The sequence below is a fragment of the Dyadobacter crusticola DSM 16708 genome, assembly GCF_000701505.1.
In the GTDB taxonomy this organism is placed as follows: Bacteria; Bacteroidota; Bacteroidia; order Cytophagales; family Spirosomataceae; genus Dyadobacter; species Dyadobacter crusticola.
In genome coordinates this window covers 261,930-281,262 of record NZ_JNJB01000005.1, presented here as the reverse complement: position 1 = coordinate 281,262, position 19,333 = coordinate 261,930, and the positions used below count along the sequence as shown (strand labels likewise).

Sequence of the window (19,333 nt, the reverse complement as noted above, 5' to 3'; positions counted from 1 at the left end):
TTTGTAATAATAAAGTAGCGGCAGTAGCCTAATATCTTCATAAGACGAAAAACTGCGCTGAATACCTGTCAGGCCAGAAGCCCTTTTACCGGATTTCCATGCACATCGGTCAGCCGGAAGCGGCGGCCTTGAAATTTATAGGTAAGTCGCTCGTGGTCTACGCCCATTAAATGCAATAAAGTGGCGTGGAAATCGTGTACATGCACGGGATCTTTAACGATGCAAATGCCCAATGTGGCTGATATGCTGCGCGTTCCCGGATCCATTTGATCAGTATCGCTTTTTCGACGGCTGAAAGCGAGAGGTGCGACTCCGGCGTGGGCATCACATACTCCGGATTGGCAGAGATAATGCGGTGAAAGAATTCACAGGAAGCTGCGGTGCGCATCCGACGAAACAGTAGCTGGCCAAACTCCAGATCAGATATGCGATCGCCTTTTTCATCGCAGGTAAGAAGCGGTTCTTTATCTAAATATAATTTAATATTCACTATCATGGCATATTATTAGCATGTCTTCTAAAAACCTTACACTAATCTAAACTTTACACAAAATGCGTTGGCAGGATCTAGGAAGAAGTAGCAATGTTGAAGACCGCCGGGGTATGTCCGGAGGCGGAAAAGTAGCTATCGGCGGCATTGGAGCTGTTATTGTGCTCGTAATCGGACTTTTGACCGGACAAGATCCCGGTGTGATCCTGGGCAATCTTCAAGGGAATGAGGGTGCAGAGCAGGTACAAACCCGCCCGCCGGGCCCGCGTCCTGACGACCGCACTGCCGATATGATTTCGGCGGTTTTGAAAAGTACTGAGGATGTTTGGAGCAATATATACGCTGAAAACGACGGCCAGTACGAAAAGCCGCGCTTGCAGATCTTCGAAAATGCAACCCAGAGCGGCTGTGGAAGTGCTTCCTCTGCGATGGGGCCATTTTACTGTCCGGCAGATCACAAAGTATACATTGATCTGTCATTTTGTGACGAGCTGAGAACACGCTTCAAGGCTCCGGGAGATTTCGCCGTAGCCTACGTGGTGGCGCATGAAGTAGGGCATCACGTACAGAATCTGATGGGCATTTCCGAGCAGCTGCAACGGCAGAGAGGGCGTATTAGCGAGGCTGAATACAACAAGCTTTCCGTAAAGCTGGAATTGCAGGCTGACTTTCTCGCAGGTGTTTGGGCCAATCACGCACAGGAAATGAGCAATATACTTGAACCAGGCGACCTTGAATCGGCATTGAAGGCGGCAAATGCGATCGGTGACGACAAGCTGCAGAAAGAATCACAGGGCTATGTGGTGCCGGATGCATTTACACACGGTAGCTCGGAGCAGCGGATGTACTGGTTCAAAAAAGGATTTGACACCGGAGACCTGAACCAGGGGAGATACGAGGATATCAGGTAAGTACCTCCAAGAATATTCCTCTTTCCGGATAAATCGACGGCAAGATTCGGGGCAAACCTGATCTTGCCTATTGCATTACTTTTCAATATTGTTAATTTGCATACAGATTTATCCGGCCCCCTAAATGCTTTATCAAAACATTCTCCTCATCGACGATGATGAAGATGATCAGGAAATATTTTTAAGCGCACTCGAAAATGCCTCCAACACCGTAAAATGTGTGGTGTTGGACAATGCTGTTCAGGCATTTGACAAGTTGCGGAAAAGCGAGCTGGATACCGATATCATCTTTCTCGACCTCAATATGCCTCTAATGAATGGTCAGGAGTTTCTTGCACAGATCAAGAAGCAGCAGGATTTGAAGGATATCCCTGTTATCATACTTTCCACTTCATCCAATCAGGCTGCGATACAGCAGGCAAAAAAGCTCGGCGCCGTGGATTTTATCACCAAGCCGCACAGTTTCGACGATCTGGTTCAGATACTCCGCAGGGTTTTAGTGTAGTAAAAGGAAGGATGATTCTAAACCGTCGGGCTACACGATAATTAGTTGACCGAGACCTTTTTCACGGAGCGCCTTTCTCGTTTCTTCTTCAATTCCGCTGTCTGTGATCAGGCACGAAACATCTGCCAGTCTGGCGAATTTAATGTAGCTATCGCGGCCTATTTTAGACGAGTCACATAGCAGGATAGCTTCTCCGGCATTCTGCAGATAAGCTGAGGTAATACTTGATTCGTGTTCGCTATGTGCAGTTAAGCCGTTTTCGGCGGAGATACCGTCTACCCCAATGAAGCATTTGGCTGCATGGTAACTCTGAATGTGCTCGATCGCCTTTTGTCCGTGCACCGCCTTCCGTTTTTTATCCAGTTCGCCTCCGATCAAATTAATGCGGATCGCGGGTACGTCAATGAGCTCGGCCAGGACGGGCAGTGAATTGGTAATGACGTGAATGTTGGCCTTTTTCTTCAAATGCGCACACATCTGAAAAACGGTACTCCCGCAATCCATAAAAATCGTATCACCATCACGGACAAGCGCTGCCGCTTCCAATGCAATGCGTTCCTTATCCGCATTGCGCTGTACTTTCTTTTCCGCAAATCCGGTAATCACCGCGTTGTCAGGCTTCATGGCGCCCCCGTGCGTTCTGATCAGCAAACCCTGTTCGGCTATTTCATGTAAGTCGCGCCGGATTGTGGCTGGGGAGGCAGCCATTTTGTCGGCGAGCTCAAATACCGACGAGCTGCCGGCTTCATAAACCTCTGCCAGGATTTTCTTTTTTCTCTCCTGAATTGTCATGTGATCAGATTTTGATCAAAAGTAATCAAATGATCAGATATGTAGCCATGAGGTGCGCCGCCAGACTCAGGCGATTTGCGGATCAGTGTTGGCGATGCGGTTCGATATTGGAATGCTGATGAAGAAACAGGTACCTTCTTCGGGCTTGCTCTCAAACCAGATGTTGCCGTTCTGTGCTTTGATGAATTCAATGCAAAGCAGCAGGCCGAGTCCTACTCCTTTTTCGTTTTTGGTACCGTAGGTGGATTGTACATGAAGAGAAAATATGCTGTCGCTCTTTTCAGCCGACATTCCCATACCATCGTCACGCACAGTAATAATGCATTGACCCTCATTAATTTCAGACCTGATCAAGATGGTACCGCCGCTTTGGGTAAACTTGATTGCATTCCCGGTGATGTTGCGGACAATGATCTGCATCATATTAGTGTCGGCATATACGATGGTCTCAGGGTCAATATTGTAGTCAAGTGTAATCCCTTTTGCGGTGGCGATATCCTTTTCCAGGCGCAGGGTAGGTTCCAGCAATTTTGCGAGCTGAACAAATTCCAGTCTGGCCGAAACGCCGTAAAGCTGCGACTTCGACCAGTCGAGCAGCTTGCTCAGCATAGCGAGGGTACTTTTGGTCGCATTAAGCAAATCGAGCTTTATTGCCAGCTTTTGATCCTCTTCAAGTTCATGCTGAGTGATGAGTTCAAGGTAGTTTTGAATGCTGCCCAGCGGCGACCGCAAATCGTGCGCCACGATAGACATCAGTTTATTCTTCTCGGCATTGATCCTTTCCAGCTCCTGGTTTTGGGCGACAATCTGCGCATTCTGCGCTTCTATCGCCTTGGATTTCTCGACAGTAATGAGCTTTTCCCGCTCGTAGCTCCGGCGGATATAGTGAATGCAAAAATAGGCGATTGCTGCCACCACGACGTAAGCCGACATGTGGTCTACGAAGCGGGCAAACCGGCTTTGGTAAGAGTCGGGCACGGAATGCGGCTGCACATATTCGAAAATGCACAGCAGGATGAAGACACCTACATTGACTGGGATCCAGAATTTATACTCACTGCGCGGACTGATCGCTATGCTGAGCAGCAGGAAAAGGAGAAAAAAGAGATCGGTCGGGCCGCTTAGTCCTGAATTCAAAAAGTAATTCAGTGTAAACAGGGCCAGACCGATCAGATTGGTAGCTCGGATGGTAGCGGGTGCCTGGTTTTTAAACCGGGACAGATAGTACAGGCCAAATGCGATCAGGAGTACCACCAGGCTTGTCAGCGCCACTTCCGGCAAGCCGATAAAATAATTGAATGGTATGTTATAGGTTAATGCAAAAATCGAAATCAGGCATACTGAGTGGAATATGCGTGCATTCAGAGGGAATTTACTTGGCTCTCCGGAAAGTCTGGCCCAGAGTTGATACAGGTAAAGCTTAGGAGGCAAGGTATCTTTCTTTTCGTTCCTACAAATATAAGCGGGCATATTTGTAATGTCACGTAGAACTAGTTTAAAATAATTAGCCTATCAGCCACCTTTAATGCGGTTTAGTTCGTCTTCTGAGCCACTTCTCCTGCTACGTGCCGCTTTGATCTCTTTGCTGCCGAACCGGTAATTGAAGTTCAGTTTCAGCATCTGACCTTCGAACCGGAATCGCAAATCGGTTCGGATCCCTGCATATTCCGATGTGTAGCCGCCTTTGGCAGTGTGCAGGATATCGCTGAACGAGACTTTCAGAGTCGCATTTTCCTTCCAGAATTTTTTCTGAACACCAATATCCATCATACCCATTGCCCAGTTGTAGTCAATCCGGCGATAGGGAGAGTTGTACCAGCCAGTCAGCTCCACAGTCCAGTTGTTTTTCAGCTTAAAAGTATTTTGCCCGTTGAAATTGAGCGCAGTCGTGCGGTTATTGATGATGAGCCCATTATCCAGCGCAGCCTTCCAGATATTGTGATAGCCGCTCACATTAAAGTAGATTTCCCACCACTTGGTAATGGGCGTGGTAACACTGATATCCAGGCTGAATGCCTGCGAATGGTCCAGGTTCTCAGTAATGAAATAAGTGCGGCTGCTGTCGTATGGAATGCGCAGTCCGACTACCGGAAAGCGTGTGCGGCGGTAACCCAGCGATGTGGTCAACGCAGCTTTATAAACGTGCGACAGCTTGACGCTGTTGGCGTATTCAGGTTTCAGGAATGGATTTCCTTTTGAATAAACCAGTTCATCAATGCGGTATTCAAACGGGTTCAGGTTCTGATAGCTCGGCCGATTGATCCTCCGGCTGTAATTAATGTTCCAGTTATGGTTTTTGGAAGCCTTAAACGACAACGCGCCGCTTGGGAAAAAGTTGAGGTAAGTCGTATCGACGCGGTCCAGATCATTATGTTTGAAGCTGGTGAGATCACCCAACGACTTGGTGTGTTCCGCTCTTACACCCACCTGCAAGTCCCATTTCTTTCCCAATGTCACATTATAGTTGGCATAAGCCGCATACACGCGCTCGGTGTATTTGAACCGGTTGCTCCTGTTGGTATCAATCACTTCTGTGTTGCCAAGTACATTAAAGAAATCGAACGTATTATCCGATTTCACGTCCGACAATTTGAAGCCGTACCCCAGCTTACCTTTCTTCACATTTTGCTCGTAATCTGCTTTCACCGATCTGATTGTAATATCCACAGGTGTTCTGGTCACGTAATTTCTCACCAACGGTACTTCTTCTGTACCTGTGAAAAAGTACTTATTCGGCTGGTAGCTAATCCCTCTTGATGAAAACCGGCCATAATCGGCGTCGATATTCAGTTCCCGGCCGGTGGTATCTGCATAATGGTAATTCAGGTTTACATTCAGGTTCTTGTTCTTTTCCGGGTTTGAAGTTTGGGAAGATAGCAGGAGAGAATCGGCACCGAGCTGGTATTTTCTACTGATAAAAGTCTCACTTTCGCCGCCGCCGTTGTGGTTACTCAGCCGGCAGTTTACATTGAAACCGATCGTATTTTTGGAATTGATAAAATAATCCGCGCCGAGCTTCGCACTATGGGTGGTATCCCGCCAGATTCCCTGCCACACTTTGTTGTAAGCCACATTATTCAATACCTGATTATCGTAGGTGGTATTTTGCCAGGCTCCCTGGTTGAATCCGTACGAGCCAAATACGTTCACCTTTTTGTCGCGATGGTTCAAATTCAGCGAAGCGTTGTACTTCGGCGTGATGCCGAACATAGCCCCGAGGCTCACATTTCCATTGGTACCCAGCTTCACATTCTTCTTTAACCGGATATTAATAATGCCCAGATCACCGGCGGCATCGTATTTGGCCGAAGGGTTTGTGATAATCTCGATCGCTTCAATATCAGCGGAGTTCATGCTTTTCAAGGTCGACGCAAGATCTTTTCCGCTCATGGGAGAAGGGCGCCCGTCTATATAAATGCGAACCCCGGTTTTTCCTTTGACCAGGATGTTCTCATCCTTATCCACCTGCACGCCCGGTGATTTTTGCAGCAGTTCCAGCGCATTGGAACCGGTGGAGTTGATACTCGACTCAACATTGAATACCAGCCGGTCGCCTTTGACCTCAATGAGCGGCTTGGCAGCAGTAACCTTTACTTCGTTCAATTGTTGTGTTTCCGACTCAACTTGCATTGCTGCAAGCTGCACATCGCTGTCGACCACGCCGAAAACGGGTGACTGGAAGGGCTTGGTACCAACCGCAGTGATCCGCAGAAAGTATTTGCCCTGTTTGATTTCCGTAATTGTGAATTTGCCGTTTTCGTCGGCTACATCCGCCTTCACAAGCGCGGAGTCTGCGGAATTGTTGACTGAAACGGCCGCGAAAGGAAGCGGTTCGCCCGTCTGGTTTTTGATGGAACCCGAGACTTTGAAGGTCTGGCAAATTGCGGGAATGGACGATAACAATAATGAACTTACTAATAAAATTTTTTTCATGGCTGGTTGGTTTTGCAAAACTCTGGTAAAGGAGAAGCAAAACAGCAGGACGTTGCATGCCTTTATAAAATATCAGCGCTTTTATTAGATTTGATAAAGGCTTTTAGCTTATTCGTTAACCTACCCGAAAAGGATTATTATATTTGGTTGAAGTTTGAGTTTTTTATTGACGTGTGTTGTTGATTTTCTCATTCGCAGAATAAAATCGCTAGATATTTCCTAAACACCCACCGGAAAGTAATGAAAAGAAGAGATGCTCTCAAAGATTTGTCGATGCTGCCACTCGCTGGCGGCGTGATGCTGCCTTCCCGCCAGGAAGACCCTGCAACCGTTGCAATGAACGACGCGGCAGCGGGCAAGCAGATTTACCAGGCGATCGGTGTGGAGCCGATTATCAATTGCCGGGGTACATTTACCATTATCGGCGGCTCCGTCGAGCGGCCGGAAGTGCGGGCGGCAATGGATGCAGCTGCGCAGGTTTTCGTACAATACGATGAACTTGCATTTGCCGCGGGAAAACGCCTTTCAGAGTTGACTGGCGCTGAATGGGGCCTGGTATCCTCTGGCTGTGCTGCGGGGCTGAAACACGTTACTGTTGCCTGCGTGACCGGTGGCAACCCGGAGAAGCTGGTCAGGATACCCGATTTATCCGGTTTTGAAAAAACGGAAGTGATCGTACCGAGGTACTCACGGAACGTTTATGATCATGCATTGCGGAATGTGGGCGTGCAGCTGGTAACCATTGATACGATCGAGGAGCTTTCGAATGCGATTAATCCCAGGACAGCGATGATTTATTTAATGGCGTGTCCGGAATCAATGAGCGGGCCTGTTTCCCTGGAAGCTATTTCCAAGATCGCTAAAACCAAAAACATTCCCATTCTGATTGACGCAGCAGCCGAGGATCTTACAATCCCGAACGTACATTTGAAGTTGGGTGCTGATGTGGTGGTTTACAGTGGTGGAAAAGCTTTGTGCGGTCCCCAGTGCGCGGGGCTTGTGTTAGGACGGAAAGACCTGCTGATGTCGGCCTGGCAGGCAAGCGCACCGCATCATGGTCCGGGAAGGGATAATAAAGTAGGGCGCGAGGAAACAATGGGTATGATCGCCGCAGTGGAAGCCTGGACTAAAAGGGACCATGCTGGTGAATGGAAAAGATGGTTGTCGTGGCTCGACAGCATTTCTAAAAAAGTTACAACGGTGGATTCCGTGAAAACCACCGTGATAGAGCCCAAAGACCTTTCAAACAGAACACCGGTTTTGCGGGTAACCTGGGATGCTGCGAAGTTGAAGATCACGGGAGAAGAAGTAGCGGAGCTTTTCGGTCGTAGCAAGCCGAGGATCGCATTGGGCGGCGGCACCAAAAATGATGAAACATTCGTGACTATTACAACGGGACAAATGCAGCCCGGCGACGAAAAAGTAGTAGCAGACCGGCTCGTGGAGGTTTTATCTCAAAAAAGAACCGCACAAAAGACCGAAATGGCAGCAGCTTCCGTTTCGCTCAAAGGTCACTGGGACGCAGATATCGAGTTCTTTTCCAGCAAAAGCAAGCATTCGCTGATCATTGAACAGGACGGAAACTGGCTGAATGGGTCGCATAAAGGGGAGTTCAGCGTCCGTGAGCTGCAAGGAACTGTCGAGGGAAATGAGTTCAGAATGCGCAGTACAGACAGGCAGCCTGCCGACGCGATCACGTTTCTGTTCTCTGGTACTGTGAAGGACGATGTGATGACGGGTTCCATTTACATGGGCGAGTATATGACAGCTAAATTCACAGCCAAAAAGTATAAATTCAAATACAAACGGGAAAAGGTTTTTATTCCTTCGGGCCCACCGCTGGCTACCTGATTTCATTGCATACAAGAAGAGCAGCCCGAGGGCTGCTCTTTTGAGTTTGTTATAGATGAAGTGTTAGGAAATACGTGTGAGTCGCCAGATGTTAACCCGGCTGTTACCTGATTGCCAATAAACCTGTTTGCGGAAAATCAGGAGTGGGTTCTGCTGCAACGCTGTCGGGCTGCGTGGCTGCTTTCATGTTTTTTACAAAATCCATTGCGTCCCTTGCAAGCAACTCCTTGATGTGCTTACTGCCCAGCTGGTCGTAATACCACAGCCAGACCATCTCCTCCGATACAATCGTATAATGCAGCTTTTCCATGTTCGTTGACGTAAATAACGCTCCAAAGTTATGGAATTAATCCATTTAAATGGAAATAATCCATCTGTAATTTTCAAAAAATTGGAAGTGAGTTTCTTAAATCCTCACTTCCAGTTTCTTAATTTATATGTGCGAGTGTATCCCGCAGGGATACTGCTTCATGAGAGGCATCATAAATGCATTCCCCGTTCTTCACAACGAGGATCTGCGGCGACTGGTGCTGCACTTGGAAGCTTTCAGCAATAGCCATTGACTCTCTCCGGTTGCTGATTACATCCACAATGTAAATAGGAGTGGAGATCTCAGGGGCAGCGTTAACGTCCATTTTCAGCTGGCGATACGCCATCAGGCTTGTCATGCATCTTGGGCTATGCTTGTAAATAATGGAATATTCGCCTGACTGGTGTATTTTCTGAACTTCTTCTTCACTATTGATTGCAATCCAATTCATAACTGATCGGTAACGTTGTTGTTGGTGACTTGCAACTTCAACACAACAAAGCGTGCTTTTCATTCCCGAGCCAGTCAAAAAAAGCGCATAAGTGCCATTTGCAGGCTGCTATATCAGTCAATGACAAATGCTTCCGGCAGAATGTAAGCTTGTCGCATAGCCGGTCTTCTCCTATTTCTTTTCAGCGCGTTACCAATCTCCCGAACTGTCGTCTAAATGGAGGAATAGAAAATATTAAAACAAAATAAACTTATAGGTTGATTTATGAAGATTAGTAGTATCTTTGTGGTGGTTCCGTATAGCCTTTACACGGTTCGGTTTGGTTCCGAGGCACGTCACGAGTTTGCAAGGTTATTTGCGGAATGGAATGACGCTTTGTATCTGGAAGAGTTTTTCGAAACTCATAAGCGGGATTTAGAGGAATTTTGGCGAGGTGTTACTGTGGAAGATGCTGTATTAAGAACGAGGCACGAGGCAGCAAGGCTTGAAAAGCGTTTGCTAACGATAGCGGAGAGGGGAATGAGAAGCAAGTACGAGGGGCTCTCAACGTTGTTCCGGCCATTACATAATGGTACTCAGCGCCTCGATACTTTTGAAAAAAGTAAAGCAAGTGGTGATCAGAGGCAGAGTTGGCTGCGGATTTATGCTGTGAGAGTAGATGTGAATTTTTTCATCATTACGGGCGGCGCTATTAAACTGACAAGGACTATGAATGAGCGCGCGCATTTGTTGAAGGAGCTTCGTAAACTGGACGCAGTAGTGAATTATTTGCGGACTGACGAGAGTGACGAATTTGGAATTTTCGAACTGTTTTAAATATCAGAACTATGAGTATTCAAAAGGTGAAAGAGAAGGTCATCAAGCGGGCGGTAGTCGATCTTGAATGGCAGGATGAGGCGCGTTTCAGAGCAGAAAATGCGGCTTGGATGGATGTGTCGTTTAAGATCAGCCTGGCCATTTTGCGGAGGCTGAGAGAACGCAAAATGAGTCAGAAGGATCTTGCAAAGGAAATGCAATGCTCGCCGCAGTACGTGAACAAGCTCGTTCGCGGGTCTGAAAATATGACGCTTGACACCATCTGTAAGCTTGAAAAGATCCTCGGGATTAAATTAATCGAGCTACCTTTTCAAGATACAGTGCAGGCGGGCTAAGCTTTCTTCTCGGTCGGTACGATGATGAAATGGAGCAATTCTGTGTGGCGTAATACAGAAATGTTCGTCACATTCAGTATTTCCCGGCGCGTAAGCTCCCTGAACAGTTCATTGGAATTACTCACCGGTCTATCATTGAAAGAAACGATAATGTCACCTTCCAACAGCTGAGAGCGCGATGCGGGGGTGTTTTCTTCGATGTGGGTGACAAAAATGCCGCTCTTGTTCGGAAGCTTGTAATGCTGCCTGATTTTCTCATTCACAGGTACATCCTGCAACTGCAAACCCAGATAAGCCTTAAACACCTTTCCGTCGCGGATCAGCTGGCGCGCAATCTCCTTGGCTGTATTAATGTCAACAGAAAAACTCAGACCCTGAGCGCCCTGGATCACGGCTGTATTTACGCCTACTACTTCGCCATCCGTGTTGATCATCGGCCCACCCGAGTTTCCAGGGTTCAATGCAGCGTCGGATTGGATCACATTATCAACCATTCGGCCAGATTGCGTCTGTAAAGTCCGTCCCAATGCACTTACAACGCCCGTTGTAACAGTATGCTGATATCCATAAGGATTTCCGATCGCGATCACAAATTGCCCGATCTGCAACTGACTGGCGTCACCCAGTTTGGCTACCGAGTACCCCTCCGTGTAGATTTTCAAAATAGCCAGATCTGTATCCGGGTCTTTTCCGACAAGCGTTGCCTCAATTTCATTTTCATTCAAAAGACTTACCATGATCTTCTCCGCGCCTTCGACCACGTGGCTGTTTGTGAAAATAAAACCGTCGGAGGAAAATATGAAGCCGGAACCCGAGCCAGCAGGCCGGAGCTTACCATTGTTTGTTTTGAAGGTATCTATCTTGACGACGGCGTTCTTGATCTGATCCACCGCGCTGATTATCATAGTTGAAAACGTATCCATAACTGCTGAGTTTAGCTTTTTTCATCATGGTCAAAAAAACGGCCAGCAGATGAAATGTGCCAATGTGACGGATTGCTGTTTAACAATCCGCCAAAAGGGCGCGAAAGCTTATCTCACAATCCTGATGCTTTTGGTGCCAACAACAATGGTATAAATACCGCCGGGCATCTTCCTCATATCCACTTCCATGCTTTTGCTGGTTGTTGCAGATTTGAAAACTGACCTGCCAGCTGCATTGATCAGCTCCACATTCTCCAAGGCAAGCTGCGACCGGATATTCAGTTGGTCCATCACAGGATTGGGAAATGCACTCACCGTTTCTGAGCCGTCGATTTGAACAGGAATTATGCGGGTATGTTCAAAATCACCATTGTCGTCTACCTGTTTTATTCTATAATAGTAGGTGCCAGGCAGCAGGAATTCATCTTCGAACTGATACGTTGTCGAATGGTGTGTGTTACCAGCGGCGGCAACTGATTTGATGATTTCAAAAGAAGTGGCGTTCGTGCTGCGCTCTACTTCAAAATGCGACGCTCGGACCTCGGCTGAGGTGGCCCATTCAACCATTACCCGGCCATTGTTGTTCGATTTCGCAGTAAAACTTTTCCACGTTACGGGAAGTAAGAACCCGGTTACGGAAAGCTGCGGCGACAGGATTGTATTTCGATTGGCGTCCACAATTTTCAGGCGGTAAACTCCTGGGCCTACTGTCCATTGCTGTGAGGTATTTTCGATTTGATTGCAATTACTGCCAAACCACTGGTACTGCGAGCCAGCCTGGGTAGCAGGTCCGGTGAATGTAATTTGAGAGCTTCCTGAGTTATAAGCCGCGGATACAGCAGGCGGGGGCGTCGCAGTACAGGGTTCTGACTGTGCAAGAAATTCCGGGGTTATCTTGTCCGACCAGAAGCCCGCCAGGTGGATCAGTCCGGAATACACTTGTCCGTCAGGCGACATTGTCACGCCATCGCCCCTGAAATGAATCTCGTCGCTGCGATAGTTTGTGTCGTAATAAGGATCCGTTTCCGGCCCTGGATACACGTGCGGGTAAGTTCCATCATTATTGACGAGCTCATTTTGTGCATTGATTACATTGGCAGAAACCCGGCTGGTACCGCCCACGGTAAACCTGGAAGCGCGTGCAACGATCCAGGCAAGATTGCTTTTGCCAGTCAGCGAGCGGCTGGCGCTGATTACTTCCCACAGGTTCGAAATGTAGCGGCTGTAAGTGTTGTCGCCGGGCTGTTCGAGGTAATTGTCGGTTTCGCCCTGGTGCCAGAGCACGGCGCGGACGCCCAGTTGGGCAATATAGTAGTTCAGCGCGATGCGCAGGTGACCAAATGGCATTCCGGCTGGAAAGGTGTAGCCAAAAGCGCTGACTGGCGAGGTGTTCGGGTCAATGGATTGTTTCCAGTTTTCTACGCCTGTACTTGACCAGCCCGCATTGAAGATCATGACAGGAACCCTGAACTTCTCATAAATCTTGTCACCAAATGATCCCCAGCACCACGCGTAGTTGCCGAACGGAGCCGTTTTTACATTCGCGCCCAGTTGTACAAACTCTGGACAAGGCAGTTCCAGCGAAGGATAAGGAGTAATGCTGCCCGCATTTAAATTTTGATAATCGACACTGTTGACCTGATCGTGTGCTGCACCCGGCCCGTTTGGATTGGAATCGCCGCCGGTAGCATTGGATTGTCCTGCAACTACGAACACTTCGCCGACACCGACGTGCTGCACCGTTGTTACTACCGGCTCGCTGCCTGCTTTCACAGCGCGCACTTCAAGCCTGTACCAGCCGCCTTTTACATTCATCGAGCCGTAGAAGTGACCGGCTTCTATGGTGTTATCAATTATTGTCCAGCCGCCGCCGGCAGGAGCGGCTTCCCCTTCGCCAGCAATCCAGGGAACAAAACGGGCTTCGATCTGCTGGTAAGATTTCGTGAGGTACCCTCCGATATATACGCTGGCCTCATCTGCATTGTTTCTTTGGAAGACAGCACGTTCAGCAGGGAAACTTACTACAACCTGCGCAAGGCTTGGTTGAGCAGAATGTAGGATGATAATTGATGCAATCAGTTGTAAAATTTTCTTCATACACGAATGATTTAGTAGCGTATTGAATGAGATCCGAACAAAATCAACACCGCAATTCACGCAAAAGGCATAGCTCGCCCCACTGCCTTAGGTTGCATGAAGGCACGCGTAATTTGACCTGGATTGAAAGCGAACTGTGACGAATATATCAAAGTTGGAATGGAGAAATCAGCAGGAGCAACTCTAATTATCTGCCGGGTGAAACGGCAGAAAGAACGGTTATAAGCTTATTCATTGCTTTATAAATAGTTCGTGATTCTGTCTCTAAATATCTCCTGTTTTCTTGTCCTAGTTCAATGTTTTGGGCCTCGTCGATGCCGTAGCTTTGTATCATCAAAATAAAAAACGGATTTAAACAACAAAGCGAAATGGAAAATACGATCAGCGGGATACATCACATTACAGCCATTGCAAGTGATGCCAAAAAGAATTACGATTTCTACACCCGTATACTCGGTTTGAGAATGGTTAAAAAAACCGTCAATTTCGATGACCCTAATACCTATCACTTCTACTATGGTGACGAGAATGGTACGCCGGGAACAATCCTGACATTCTTTCCCTGGGGGAGTCAAATTCCTGCTGGAAGGAGAGGTACGCGGCAGGTAACGGAAATCGGATATGCTGTTCCCGAGGGCAGTTTAGATTTTTGGTTAAAAAGATTTGAGGCAAATGGAGTGACTTATAATAAGGTATCGGAGAAGTTTGGCGAGCAGTATCTTACATTTCTTGATCCCGATGGTTTGAAATTCGAATTGACGGTGCCTGCAAAAGCAGACCTGAGAAAGCCTTGGGAAACCAATGAGGTTACTGCCGAGCATGCAACACGCGGTTTTCACCATATCACGATTACAAGCAATAAAATTGAAGAAACAGCCAAAATCCTGACTGATATTTTCGGGTACCGTTTGCTGGAACAAAGTGTGAACCGTTTCAGATTCATCACAGATGCAGTAGAGAATGCGGCGCTTGTTGACCTGGTGGAAGTACCCGGTGAAAGAGCGGGACACGTGGCCGGTGGATCCGTTCACCACGTTGCATTCAGAGTTGCAAACGATGATATCCTAATGGAATTCCGTAAAAAAGTAATGGAAGCAGGTCACCAGATCACGGATAAGATCGACAGAAATTACTTCTATTCGCTTTACTTCCGTGAGCCGGGTGGCGTATTGTTCGAGATTGCAAGTGATAATCCCGGCTTTGCCACGGACGAAACAGTGGAGGAACTAGGTTCAGGCTTAATGCTTCCACCTCAGTACGAACCAAGAAGAGCAAAAATCGAAGCTGTTCTTCCAAAACTGAATTGATATGTACACGCATCAAATGGAAGTTGTGACAGACGGGCTACCCGTCGCACAAGCCAAAAAGGCGATTGTTATGCTGCACGGGCGGGGCGGCTCAGCCGAGAACATCATCACGCTCAGGCGGCATTTGAACCTGGACGAGATGGCGATCTTTGCGCCGCAGGCGACCAATAGCAGCTGGTATCCATACAGTTTTATGGCACCTGTCTCGCAAAATCAGCCGGCGCTTGATTCTGCTTTGGAAACGATCGCCCAGGTTGTGGCTCAAATTGAAAGTAGCGGGATCGGTCCTGAGCACATTTACTTTGCCGGCTTTTCCCAGGGTGCTTGTCTCAGTCTGGAATACGTGTCGCGGAATGCAAAAAGGTATGGCGGCGTCATTGCGCTGACTGGCGGACTGGTAGGAGAGGAGCTGGCAGTAGGCAACTATCAAGGCGATTTCGCTGGTACCCCGGTCTTTATATCCACTGGCGATCCCGACCCGCATGTTCCGGTTTCGAGGGTAAAGGAGAGTATCGCTGTGCTGGAAAGGCTCAATGCATTTGTTACTTTCATGATTTATCCCGGCAGGCCGCATACGATTTTGCCAGGTGAATTTAAGCTTGCCAACGCACATGTTTTATCGTGAGTAAGCAGTTTTGTCTATCAGAAAACCCGGTTTTGCTTCGAAGACCGGGTTTTTCCGTGTTTAAAGGGTGTAAAATCATATCTTGCCGGCAAATGGATCACAAGTAATATGTTTGAACAAATTAACCAATATGCATTGCGGTGCATGCAGTTCTCGCCCCTGGAACTTGAACTGTTTGACTCACTCCTTCAACACAAGAAATTTCCGAAGAAAACATTTCTATTGCTGGAAGGTGAAGTTTGTCAGTTTGAGGCATTTATTCTGAAAGGCTGCATACGGACTTACTATATTGATAGTACGGGCGCGGAGGTGACGCTGCAATTTGCAATTGAAGACTGGTGGGTGAGCGATATCACAAGCTTCCAGAACCAGACGCCCAGCCACATGTATATTGAGACGCTTGAAGATTGTGAAGTGCTGCTTTTGACGCCTGAAAACAAAGAAAAACTGCTGGCGAGCGTACCGGGCTTTGAGCGGATGTTCAGACTGATGGTGCAGCGTAACCTAGCACAGACCCAGGAGCGGCTTTTCAGGACCATTTCTACCAGCGCCGTCGAGAAGTACCTCGATTTTCTCAACCGTTATCCAACCATTCCCCAACGTGTTGCCCAGCATTATATCGCATCTTACCTGGGCTTTTCGCCCGAGTTCCTGAGTAAAGTCCGCCGGAAGCTGAGTGCCCAATAGATATGCCCAGGTAAATTAATGTTACATTTTGATTATATACGGCGCAAAAACCTCTACAAAGTACCTGGGCAAACAAGCTTTTTAGCTGCTTTAGAGCTATGGAATGATTGTTTCGCATTTGTAATGCATAACCAAATATGAAAATTGTCATGGCACAAAATTCAGAAATTGTAGAAGTACTGAATGATTTGATTCTGATCAACAACGATCGTATTGAAGGATATAAGAAGGCATCAGACGAAACAAATGCTACTGACTCAGACCTAAAATCGCTATTCAGCAATCTGGCTGAGCATAGCAGACAGCATGTTGAAGAACTTAGAACAGAAGTGACTTCATTGGGCGGTGAGCCAGCTACTGGCACGATGATTTCAGGTAAAATATATCGGGCGTGGATGGATGTGAAAGCAGTGTTCAGCAGCAAAGACAGACAGACAGCGCTTGAAAACTCAGAATTTGGCGAAGATGCAGCGCAGAAAGCTTACGAGGCAGCATTGAAGTCAGATGCATTGACACCAGAACTACACTCACTTGTAACAAGACAAAAAGCAACTTTGAAAAGCGGCCACGATACAATCAAAAGATTGCGTGACGCAGAGAAAGTGCTTCACTAATATTATACTTCATCAACAAATAAGGAAGAGAAAGCCGGCGTTTGCCGGCTTTCTTATTGATATACAAAATGGTTTTGCCTGAGTAGCAAGTATTACCAATTCAGACTTTCCCCTTATTGTCCCAGTGATCTTTAATCAGCTTACCTGACTGATCTTTCACCAATACACGCGAGAACCGGTCACCTTTTATGCGGCCTTCTTCGTCGAGCGTTCCGATGAACAGCATCACAGGATTTCCTTCGTCGTCAGTTTTGAATGCAATATCGTACCGGCCAAACCTTTGATTGATCATCGTGGCCGGTGTGTACTTCTTGCTTAGCTGTTTCAACAACTTATCACCAATCTTCATATCCTTTATGCAGGTTAGCGGCCTCCCGGCCCGGTTATGTACGTGGTATCTCCTGTAAAATCAGTTGCGCTACCATGTCAATGCATTGAAGCACAATCTCTTCGGGCTCTCCCTTGAAAACCTCCCGGGCTGCCACCGACTTCCCCTTGAAATAGGCATGGACAAACATGGTACCTACGGGTTTTTCTTCCGTTTCGCTGCCGCCCGAAGTGGTAAGTCCGGTTACCCCAATGTGTATATCGGCCGGAATAAATGATTGCAGGCGATTTGCCAGTTCCTGGGTCACCTCCGCGCTTTCGGGAGTAAACTTGCGGATCATGTCTGCTGGTACGTGCAGAATCGTTTGTTTTAGAAGCGCGTCGTAGCACACCAGTCCACCTTTCAAAATGGTCCCGGACTCTTCACACAAGGAGAACTCTGCGGCCAGTCTTCCGGCGGTTGCACTTTCGGCAAAAGCTACTGACAGCTTTTGAGCTGCCAATGCTTTGCCACATTCAATAACTATTTGTGAAGGCATGTTTTTGTAAGATATGTTTCAAAGATTAAGAAAGCCTGATCAGTAAACCTTCATCGCCGGCTAATGTGATGATATCTTCCACCTGCATTCCAGTGCGCTCATTTTCGGTTCCGAGTACGACGGTTCCCCGGTACGTTGTGTTGTTGCGAGGTTTGAAGTAGCAGGGGCGGTGACTGAGGTTCAGAATAATGAGGAATTTTTCGTCACCGAATTCGCGTGTATAGGAGATCAGCTGCTGATCGGAGTACACCGGACTGTAAGCGCCAATATTCAATGCAGCCGATTCTTTGCGCAACGCAATCAGTTTCCTGTAAAAGGCGAGCATTGAATAAGGATTGTTCTTCTGTGTTTCCACATTCACCCTTCCTGAATTGTAAGGCAGCCGCAGCCAGGGTTTATTTTGTGAAAATCCGCTGTTGATCTCGCTGCTCCATTGCATTGGAGTGCGGGACGGATCGCGACTGATATTAAGGTCGGGCATATTCAATCCCTGCGGGTCTACAATCTCGTTGATCGGTATCGCCACATCCCGCATTCCGATTTCATCACCGTAATAAATAGTAGGTGTGCCTCGCAGCGTCAGCAGCATTAGTGCAGCAATCTTCGCCTGCGACCGGCCGACGCGGCTGGAAATCCGTGGTTTATCATGATTACTCAATACCCAGTTTGGCCAACCCTCAACAGGTAACGCGCCTTCGTACTCGTCAATCGCCGCAGCAATTCTCGCTGCGTCCCAGGGCAACGTCAGGAGCTGGAAGTTGAAAGGTAAATGTGCGCCTTTGTTGTTCAAACCATAATAGGTTACCAGTTTCTGGATCGGCAGATATATTTCACCGATCAGAACGCGCTCGTCATACTGGTCAGTAAGCTCACGCATCATTCTCACGATATCGTGTATCTCGGGCTGGTCCGTTGAATAGACCGGAATATAATGGTCATAAATCAGATCATCTGCATTGTAAATGGAATCAGGCGACGGCGGATTGTCGCGCAGCTGTTCATCTTTGATCATGTGCCACATCACATCCACACGGAAACCATCGACTCCCTTGTCCAGCCAGAAACGCATTACATCCAGCATGGCCTGCTGAACTTCCGGATTCCGCCAGTTCAAATCGGGCTGCTCTTTGAGAAATGCGTGGTAGTAATATTGCCCGGTATGTTCGTCCCATTCCCACGCGTGGCCTCCGAAAACGCTCAGCCAGTTGTTGGGCAGCGCGCCGTTTTCGCCTCCATCGCGCCAGATATACCAGTCGCGTTTCGGGTTGTCGCGGGAAGAGCGGCTTTCGAGAAACCAGGGATGCTGGTCAGAAGTATGGTTTGGTACCAGGTCAAGCAACAGTTTCATGCCGCGGCTGTGTGTTTCGTGCAGCAGCTCGTCAAAATCCTCCATTGTACCAAAAAGCGGATGAATACCGCGGTAATCGGAGATATCATAGCCGAAATCCGCCATTGGCGAAGGATATATAGGCGATAGCCAAACACAGTCGACGCCGAGCCATTGCAGGTAGTCAAGCCTGCTCGTGATTCCTCTCAGGTCACCGACACCGTCTCCATTGGAATCCTGAAAAGAGCGCGGGTAAATTTGGTAAACAACCCCGTGCTGCCACCACAGGTATTTGGTTTGATTTAGTGTCTCGGTTCTTGTTTGCTCCGTGATCATAGGTAGTGGTGTTTATCAATTAAGTCGATTTCTCGCGAGCACTCAAAAATCGCGCCTGTCTCATTCGGACGCTACTTTTGGGAAAGTATGTGCATGACGGTTACACATATTCGCAGCAATCTTGGTGGCATAATTTTAAGGCATTCTGATTTTACCT

General features: G+C 47.7%; 20 protein-coding genes and 1 pseudogene. 9 read left to right on the top strand and 12 right to left on the bottom strand.

What is annotated here, in order from left to right:
* Nucleotides 1-68: 68 nt before the first annotated feature.
* Both Q369_RS28710 and Q369_RS0107435 read right to left on the bottom strand, forming a co-directional pair.
* A pseudogene (locus Q369_RS28710) lies at nt 69-230 on the bottom strand (DUF1501 domain-containing protein); the annotation flags it as partial.
* Nucleotides 167-490 (bottom strand): hypothetical protein, encoded by a 324-nt coding sequence (locus Q369_RS0107435; RefSeq protein WP_157488092.1) that lies wholly within the window; start codon nt 488-490, stop codon nt 167-169. The pseudogene Q369_RS28710 and the gene Q369_RS0107435, both read right to left, overlap by 64 nt.
* 62 nt (nt 491-552) lie before the next feature.
* Between Q369_RS0107435 and ypfJ the strand changes: the two genes are divergently transcribed.
* Entirely contained in the window at nt 553-1,401 is an 849-nt protein-coding gene (gene ypfJ, locus Q369_RS0107430; protein ID WP_031527172.1) for a KPN_02809 family neutral zinc metallopeptidase, read from the top strand.
* A gap of 124 nt (nt 1,402-1,525) precedes the next feature.
* Nucleotides 1,526-1,906, top strand: a complete 381-nt coding sequence (locus Q369_RS0107425; protein WP_031527171.1) for a response regulator — start codon at nt 1,526-1,528, stop codon at nt 1,904-1,906.
* A gap of 30 nt (nt 1,907-1,936) precedes the next feature.
* Here Q369_RS0107425 and Q369_RS0107420 read toward each other — a convergent pair whose 3' ends face one another.
* The 3 genes from Q369_RS0107420 to Q369_RS0107410 form a co-directional block, all read right to left on the bottom strand.
* On the bottom strand, nt 1,937-2,698 hold the full coding sequence (locus Q369_RS0107420; RefSeq protein WP_031527170.1) for a DeoR/GlpR family DNA-binding transcription regulator: 762 nt from the start codon (nt 2,696-2,698) through the stop codon (nt 1,937-1,939).
* Between the two features lie 66 nt (nt 2,699-2,764).
* Nucleotides 2,765-4,168, bottom strand: a complete 1,404-nt coding sequence (locus Q369_RS0107415) for a sensor histidine kinase (RefSeq protein ID WP_229206763.1) — start codon at nt 4,166-4,168, stop codon at nt 2,765-2,767.
* Nucleotides 4,169-4,210: 42 nt separating this feature from the next.
* Complete coding sequence (locus tag Q369_RS0107410; protein ID WP_031527168.1) at nt 4,211-6,631, bottom strand: TonB-dependent receptor; 2,421 nt, start codon at nt 6,629-6,631, stop codon at nt 4,211-4,213.
* 240 nt (nt 6,632-6,871) lie between these two features.
* Here Q369_RS0107410 and Q369_RS0107405 point away from each other — a divergent pair, with 240 nt between their 5' ends.
* Nucleotides 6,872-8,482, top strand: coding sequence for an aminotransferase class V-fold PLP-dependent enzyme (locus tag Q369_RS0107405; protein WP_031527167.1), 1,611 nt, complete (start codon nt 6,872-6,874; stop codon nt 8,480-8,482).
* A 103-nt stretch (nt 8,483-8,585) separates the two neighbouring features.
* Here Q369_RS0107405 and Q369_RS27545 read toward each other — a convergent pair whose 3' ends face one another.
* On the bottom strand, nt 8,586-8,792 hold the full coding sequence (locus Q369_RS27545) for a hypothetical protein (RefSeq protein WP_035333122.1): 207 nt from the start codon (nt 8,790-8,792) through the stop codon (nt 8,586-8,588).
* 118 nt (nt 8,793-8,910) lie between these two features.
* Complete coding sequence (gene ytxJ / locus Q369_RS0107395; RefSeq protein WP_031527166.1) at nt 8,911-9,243, bottom strand: bacillithiol system redox-active protein YtxJ; 333 nt, start codon at nt 9,241-9,243, stop codon at nt 8,911-8,913.
* Nucleotides 9,244-9,507: 264 nt separating this feature from the next.
* Between ytxJ and Q369_RS0107390 the strand changes: the two genes are divergently transcribed.
* Together Q369_RS0107390 and Q369_RS0107385 are read left to right on the top strand one after the other, a co-directional pair.
* Complete coding sequence (locus Q369_RS0107390; protein WP_051663959.1) at nt 9,508-10,059, top strand: hypothetical protein; 552 nt, start codon at nt 9,508-9,510, stop codon at nt 10,057-10,059.
* 11 nt (nt 10,060-10,070) lie between these two features.
* Nucleotides 10,071-10,394: a helix-turn-helix domain-containing protein gene (locus Q369_RS0107385; protein ID WP_035333119.1), complete on the top strand. Its 324-nt coding sequence runs from the start codon at nt 10,071-10,073 to the stop codon at nt 10,392-10,394.
* On the opposite strand, the gene Q369_RS0107380 is transcribed toward Q369_RS0107385, so the two are convergent.
* Together Q369_RS0107380 and Q369_RS0107375 are read right to left on the bottom strand one after the other, a co-directional pair.
* Nucleotides 10,391-11,317, bottom strand: coding sequence for a S1C family serine protease (locus tag Q369_RS0107380; RefSeq protein ID WP_051663958.1), 927 nt, complete (start codon nt 11,315-11,317; stop codon nt 10,391-10,393). The two genes, Q369_RS0107385 and Q369_RS0107380, sit on opposite strands and share 4 nt — an antisense overlap.
* Nucleotides 11,318-11,425: 108 nt before the next feature.
* The gene (locus Q369_RS0107375; RefSeq protein ID WP_031527162.1) at nt 11,426-13,414 is read right to left on the bottom strand and encodes a T9SS type A sorting domain-containing protein; all 1,989 of its coding nucleotides are present in this window, start codon (nt 13,412-13,414) and stop codon (nt 11,426-11,428) included.
* A 368-nt stretch (nt 13,415-13,782) separates the two neighbouring features.
* Here Q369_RS0107375 and Q369_RS0107365 point away from each other — a divergent pair, with 368 nt between their 5' ends.
* From Q369_RS0107365 to Q369_RS0107350, 4 genes are all read left to right on the top strand, one after another.
* Nucleotides 13,783-14,721 (top strand): ring-cleaving dioxygenase, encoded by a 939-nt coding sequence (locus Q369_RS0107365; RefSeq protein ID WP_031527161.1) that lies wholly within the window; start codon nt 13,783-13,785, stop codon nt 14,719-14,721.
* Between the two features lies 1 nt (nt 14,722).
* Nucleotides 14,723-15,346 (top strand): alpha/beta hydrolase, encoded by a 624-nt coding sequence (locus Q369_RS0107360; RefSeq protein WP_031527160.1) that lies wholly within the window; start codon nt 14,723-14,725, stop codon nt 15,344-15,346.
* Between the two features lie 108 nt (nt 15,347-15,454).
* Nucleotides 15,455-16,033 (top strand): Crp/Fnr family transcriptional regulator, encoded by a 579-nt coding sequence (locus Q369_RS0107355; protein WP_031527159.1) that lies wholly within the window; start codon nt 15,455-15,457, stop codon nt 16,031-16,033.
* A gap of 149 nt (nt 16,034-16,182) precedes the next feature.
* Nucleotides 16,183-16,647 carry a ferritin-like domain-containing protein gene (locus Q369_RS0107350; RefSeq protein ID WP_031527158.1) on the top strand — a complete coding sequence of 155 codons (465 nt, stop codon included), beginning with the start codon at nt 16,183-16,185 and terminating at the stop codon, nt 16,645-16,647.
* 100 nt (nt 16,648-16,747) lie between these two features.
* Here Q369_RS0107350 and Q369_RS0107345 read toward each other — a convergent pair whose 3' ends face one another.
* The 3 genes from Q369_RS0107345 to Q369_RS0107335 are packed head-to-tail and all read right to left on the bottom strand — an operon-like array spanning nt 16,748 to nt 19,176.
* On the bottom strand, nt 16,748-16,996 hold the full coding sequence (locus Q369_RS0107345) for a hypothetical protein (protein WP_031527157.1): 249 nt from the start codon (nt 16,994-16,996) through the stop codon (nt 16,748-16,750).
* A gap of 34 nt (nt 16,997-17,030) precedes the next feature.
* Nucleotides 17,031-17,513, bottom strand: coding sequence for a CinA family protein (locus Q369_RS0107340; protein ID WP_031527156.1), 483 nt, complete (start codon nt 17,511-17,513; stop codon nt 17,031-17,033).
* A 25-nt stretch (nt 17,514-17,538) separates the two neighbouring features.
* On the bottom strand, nt 17,539-19,176 hold the full coding sequence (locus Q369_RS0107335) for an alpha-amylase family glycosyl hydrolase (RefSeq protein ID WP_051663957.1): 1,638 nt from the start codon (nt 19,174-19,176) through the stop codon (nt 17,539-17,541).
* Nucleotides 19,177-19,333: the final 157 nt, after the last annotated feature.